The organism is Pseudomonas sp. K5002, from assembly GCF_013386655.1.
In the GTDB taxonomy this organism is placed as follows: domain Bacteria; phylum Pseudomonadota; class Gammaproteobacteria; order Pseudomonadales; family Pseudomonadaceae; genus Aquipseudomonas.
This window is the reverse complement of sequence record NZ_JACARK010000341.1, coordinates 1-5,431: the sequence shown is the minus strand read 5'-3', so window position 1 is coordinate 5,431 and position 5,431 is coordinate 1. Positions and strand designations below refer to the sequence as shown.

At 61.3% G+C, this 5,431-nt stretch carries 6 protein-coding genes; 4 read left to right on the top strand and 2 right to left on the bottom strand.

Annotated elements, in window-relative coordinates:
- A partial coding sequence (locus tag HX846_RS16720; RefSeq protein WP_178965743.1) for an SDR family oxidoreductase occupies positions 1–455 on the top strand: 455 nt, incomplete at its 5' end.
- Between the two features lie 163 nt (positions 456–618).
- Here HX846_RS16720 and HX846_RS16715 read toward each other — a convergent pair.
- The gene (locus HX846_RS16715; protein WP_008437074.1) at positions 619–1,326 is read right to left on the bottom strand and encodes an NUDIX hydrolase; all 708 of its coding nucleotides are present in this window, start codon (positions 1,324–1,326) and stop codon (positions 619–621) included.
- Positions 1,327–1,473: 147 nt separating this feature from the next.
- On the opposite strand from HX846_RS16715, the gene HX846_RS16710 reads away from it, so the two are divergent.
- The 3 genes from HX846_RS16710 to nadE are packed head-to-tail and all read left to right on the top strand — an operon-like array spanning position 1,474 to position 4,175.
- Positions 1,474–2,121 carry a nicotinamidase gene (locus HX846_RS16710; protein WP_003208124.1) on the top strand — a complete coding sequence of 216 codons (648 nt, stop codon included), beginning with the start codon at positions 1,474–1,476 and terminating at the stop codon, positions 2,119–2,121.
- 10 nt (positions 2,122–2,131) lie between these two features.
- Complete coding sequence (gene pncB / locus HX846_RS16705; protein ID WP_003208126.1) at positions 2,132–3,358, top strand: nicotinate phosphoribosyltransferase; 1,227 nt, start codon at positions 2,132–2,134, stop codon at positions 3,356–3,358.
- Between the two features lies 1 nt (position 3,359).
- Positions 3,360–4,175 carry an ammonia-dependent NAD(+) synthetase gene (gene nadE / locus HX846_RS16700; protein WP_178965742.1) on the top strand — a complete coding sequence of 272 codons (816 nt, stop codon included), beginning with the start codon at positions 3,360–3,362 and terminating at the stop codon, positions 4,173–4,175.
- Here the strand turns inward: nadE and HX846_RS16695 are convergent.
- A partial coding sequence (locus HX846_RS16695) for a serine hydrolase (protein WP_178965741.1) occupies positions 4,155–5,431 on the bottom strand: 1,277 nt, incomplete at its 5' end. The genes nadE and HX846_RS16695 overlap by 21 nt on opposite strands.

Genomic DNA, 5,431 nt, shown 5'->3' with positions numbered 1-5,431 from the left:
TGTTCTCGATCAACGTCGCCGGTACGTTGTTCACCTTGCAGGCGGCGGCCCGGCAGATGATCAAGCAGGGGCATGGCGGCAAGATCATCAACATGGCCAGCCAGGCCGGGCGCCGGGGTGAGCCTCTGGTGGCGGTGTACTGCGCGACCAAGGCGGCGGTGATCAGCCTCACGCAATCGGCGGGGCTGAATCTGATCAAGCAGGGCATCAACGTGAACGCCATCGCGCCGGGAGTGGTGGACGGCGAGCATTGGGACGGGGTGGACGCGATGTTTGCCAAGCACGAAGGGCTGCCGTTGGGCGAGAAGAAAAAGCGCGTAGGAGCAGAGGTACCGTTTGGGCGGATGGGGACTGCCGAGGATTTGACCGGAATGGCGGTTTTCCTCGCGTCCAAAGAAGCCGACTACGTGGTTGCCCAGACCTACAACGTCGACGGCGGCAACTGGATGAATTGAGCGGGACGCAGCTCCTCGAACCATCGCAGATCAAAAAAGGTGGGAGCGGGCTTGCTCGCGAAAGCGGTGTATCAGTCAATCTATCCGGCGACTGACACTCCGCATTCGCGAGCAAGCCCGCTCCCACAGTTGATCTTCATTGTCCTGGGAAGGGGGCTTGGTCTTATTCGGCAAAGCTGCGATCAAAGAAGTACACCGCCCCAGGCTTCAGATTCTCCACTGTCGCCTGCGGCCGTCCGCCCTCGCCATGCTTCTTGCGCCCCGTCTCCCGCAAAAAACCGGCCTCGGTCAACTTCAGCAACCGCTGGCGAATACTGGTCTTCAGCACCGGCCGCGCCAATACCAGCGAAAAGATCGTAGTCGCCTCCGGCGCACTGAACTCATTGCCCAAAAACATCAATGGCAAGCTGCTGTACAGCGACTTGGAAAACAGCCTTTCCTGTACCGCTGCCACAATCGCGTTGTGATCGAAGGGCAGCTTGACCCCGCCAGTCGCCACGGCATCAACAGAGCACCACTTTTGATGCCCCCCCAGCTCCACCTCATCAGCCACGATCGCCAGGTAATAGGTCGACGACGACCAGCAGCGCGGATCGCGAAACGCATCGCCCACCGTCCCCACTTGCTCATACCAGGCCAGCGGCAACCCAACCTTGTCACTGGCCCGCAACCGCTCCACGGCATCCTGCAGGCTCAGATCTTGCACGCCGCCATTCACCACTACACCGGGCAAGGCCCAGTGCCCGGCGAATGGCTCGGCGTCGCGCTGGTTGAGCAATATCTTCAGTTCCCCGGATGCACGGCAATAGAACAGCACGCACAAGTCCACGGTGTGCAGGTAGGCGCTAAGGGTTGGGGCGTGGTCTGGCATGTCGGGTCCTGTGGGCAGCGGTGGGGCACAGTCTAACGGATCAAACGGGTATGTCGTGTACTTGATCCAGGATAGATAACAAAATGTTTCTTGCCATGAAAGTACATGACGTGTACTTTTATATCCAGGCCACAGGAGAACACGACCATGACCGTCTCTAAGAACGCTATCGCCTCATTCGACGTTGACGCCCAGAAGAGCTTCACACCGCTGTGCCCCAACGAATTGCCGGTCGCTGGTGGTGACCAGATCGGCGCCGAGCTCAATTACATGGCCAGCCTCGCCGCGCGCCGTGTCGGCAGCAAGGACGCCCATACCCCGCACGCGCCCTGGGTGGTGCAACAGCACAGCGAGATGCTGCAACCCACCGGGCTGGTACATGCCGATGTCACCTGGGTCGCCCACTGTGTGCCCGGCACTGAAGGTTTCACCCTGTTGGACGAATTGCCCACGCCTTATGACTACGACTACTTCATCTGGAAGGGCGTCGAACCCGACCTGCATCCCTACGGCGCCTGCTACCACGACCTCCACGACAAACTCTCCACCGGCGTCATCGAATACCTCAATGCCCAGGGCATCCAGCGTGTGATTGTCGGCGGCCTGGCCCTGGACTACTGCGTCAAGACCACTGCCTTGCAACTGCTCAAGGCCGGTTTCGAGGTGATCCTGCACCTGCCGGCATGCCGTGGCATCAGCGAGGAGGGCGGTGTGCAGGCGGTCAGCCATTTGCAACAAGCAGGCGTTGTAATTACCCGCAATCGGGAAGAACTGGCCGCGATGGCCGCGCGTTAAGGAGTACCTCATGGAAAGTGCATACGACTACGAAAACGCTGTGATCCAGGGCCTGCTGGACACCGACTACTACACCTTCACCATGATGCAGGCCGTGTTGCACCAGCACCCGAATGTCGATGTGGAATACCAGTTCATCGTCCGCTCCAGAGAGAAACTGGGGCACCTGATTCCCGAGCTGCGGGTGGAGCTGGAAAAACTCGCCGGCCTCAGCATGCGCGAAGGCGAGCTGCGCTTTCTGTTCAACCAGCGCCGTGAGTACTTGACCCCGGATTTCGAGCGCTTCCTGGGGCTGTTCCGCTTCAACCTGCGGTATATCCACGTCAGTGAAATCGACGGCCAACTGAACGTCCGCGTGGTCGGCCCGATGCTGCACTGCATCATGTTCGAACAGCCGGTATTGGCCCTGGTCAGCGAGCTGCGCAACCGCGACAAATACCCCGACGTCAGCCTCGAAGACGTCACCCGCAAGCTCTACCAGAAATTCGACTGGCTGGAGAAAAACCTCACCCGCGACGAACTGGCCGACCTGCGTGTCTCGGACTTCTCCACCCGCCGGCGGTTGTCGTTCAAGGCCCAGCGTGAAGTGGTCGACATCATGCGCCGCGACTTTCCCGGCCAGTTCATCGGCACCAGCAATGCGCACCTGGCCTACGAATTCGACCTGCCGCTGATCGGCACCATGGCCCACCAGTGGCTGATGGTGCACCAGCAACTGGGGCGGCTGCGGGAAAGCCAGAATGCGGCGCTGGAAAACTGGGTGCGCGAATACCGTGGGCGCTTGGGTATCGCCCTGACCGACTGCATCAGCACCGACTTTTTCCTCAAGGATTTCGACCTGTACTTTGCCAAGCTGTACGACGGTTTGCGCCAGGACTCCGGTGACCCGATCGTCTGGGCCGACAAGGTGTTGGCCCGCTACAAGGAGCTGGGCATCGACCCGATGACCAAGGACCTGATGTTCTCCGATGGCCTGAATTTCGAGAAATGCCTGCCGATCCTGCGGCACGTGCGGGGCAAGGCCAAGTTCGGCTTTGGCATGGGCACCAGCCTGGCCTGTGATGTCGACGGAGTGGAGCCGCTGAGCATCGTGATGAAACTGGTGCGGGTGCACGGCGAGCCGGTGGTGAAATTCTCCGATGACCCGATCAAGAACGTCTGCGAAGACGCCTCGTTCCTGCAGTATGCGGCGCAGGTGTTCAACGTCGGCAACGTCAATCCGCAACTGGGGGTGTGACATGGACACTCAGGCACGTATCGCACAAGAACTGAAGATCAACCGGCTGCTCGGCAAGGGAGGCGAGGGCGCTGAGCTGCAACGGCGCATCGACTTCATCAAGGGCACCTTGCGCCAGTCCGGCTGCCATGCGCTGGTGCTGGGCATCAGTGGCGGTGTCGACTCACTGACCGCCGGGCGGCTGTGCCAACTGGCAGTGGAACATCTGCGCAACGAAGACTACGAGGCGCGGTTTATTGCCATGCGCCTGCCCTATAAAACCCAGGCGGACGAGCGCGACGCCCAGGCTTCCCTGGACTTTATCGCACCGGACCGGATCGAGACGCTGAACATCGCCGCCTGCGTCGACGGGCTGATGGGCAGCCTGTCTGCCGCGCAAGCCAGCGCCGAACGCATCGACTTTATCAAGGGCAACGTCAAGGCCCGGGCGCGGATGATGGCGCAGTACGCCGTGGCGAACCTGCACAACGGCCTGGTGGTGGGCACCGACCATGGCGCGGAGGCGCTGATGGGATTTTTTACCAAGTTCGGTGACGGCGCCTGCGACCTGGCGCCGCTCTCAGGGCTGACCAAGACCCAGGTGCGCCTGCTAGCCAGCGCCCTTGGCGGGCCACGGCAGTTGGTGGCCAAGGCACCGACCGCCGACCTGGAAGAACTGGCACCGGGCAAGCCGGATGAGTTGGCGTATGGCTGCAGCTATGACGAGATCGACCGCTACCTGATGGGCGAGGCAGTGAGTGAGCGGGTGAGGGCGATTGTCGAGAGCGCCTACCTCAAGACCGCCCACAAGCGAGCATTACCGGCTGTTCCCGACTAAGACTTCCTGTTCCTTCCCGGCACTGTTGACGTTGACCGTACGCGCCACGCTCACGCGGTCACCGTCAAACCCGCATACCACCCGATCGCGAAACGCGGTTTGCGGGTAGATCCAGGTCATCTCCAGCGTCCTGGTATCCAGCCAGCGCGCGCCGGCAACGATCTGCGCATCCTTGAACTCATAACCGTGGTGCAACGCCCGGCCCGGCATGTTGGTGGTGCCGGCGATCCAGTGATCAATCCCCACCTCTAGGGCATGAGTCGCCTTGCTGTCGGTCAGTTGGAAGCGCAGTACATTGCCTTCGACGGCGAACGCCAATTGCTGCACATCCAGCCCGTTGGGCTCTACCTGATACACGCCCGTGAAATCTCTCGGCCCTGCACACGCTGAAAGCAACTCAGGCCGCTGTGCCATGCTCGCCAGACGTTGCTGCAACCGTGCATCCGCTTCGGGTTTGACCGTGCAATCATCGCCAAACGCCGCCGGAAAATGCCGCTCGACAAACGGAATCAGCTCCGCCGAATTCTTCATCCCGCCGATCACCACCAGCGTTGCACCGTACTCGCGGAATACCATCGCCATCTGCACAAACACCCCGACAGCGCTGAAGGCGTGTGCCGGTTTCATCATCCAGTGATAACCGTAGCGGCTGTCCGGCCCGCCTTGTGGTCGGGTGGCCGCTGCAACCCAGGCCGCCGGTAGAACCTGCTTGCCATCCCACACGCCGCCTTGTGCATGCAGCACACCCAGCTTGAGCATGGCCGAGGTCGGCGCCTTCAATCCATTGCCGCCGGGATTCACGCCATCGGGGCCGATGTCCCAGCTTTCATTATGGATATCCAGCGGTACAAACAGCCGGGGCTTGAGGTACGCGTGCAAGGTTTGCCCGGTGACCTTATTGATCAGCGCCGAGAGCATGTAGCTGGCCGCACTCGTATAGACGTAGGTGGTGCCCGGTGCATAGGCCAGCGGGATTTTGAAGAACTCGGCAATCCAGCTGGTCTCGATCCCCCGCCACACTGAACCCGAGGTATTGGCGGCGTGGCCGGTGCGCATGGTCAGCAGGTGTTCTACGGTCATGTCCGCCAGGCGCGGGTCGGCATCCACCGGCACACACTCCGCAAAGAACGCCACCAGCCGGTCATCCAGTTTCAGCAAGCCTTCATCCACGGCCAGGCCAATGGCGCAGGCGGTGAAGCTCTTGGCCACCGAGTGCAATACCCGCGGCTCGTTGGGGTCCACCGGCCAGCTCCAGC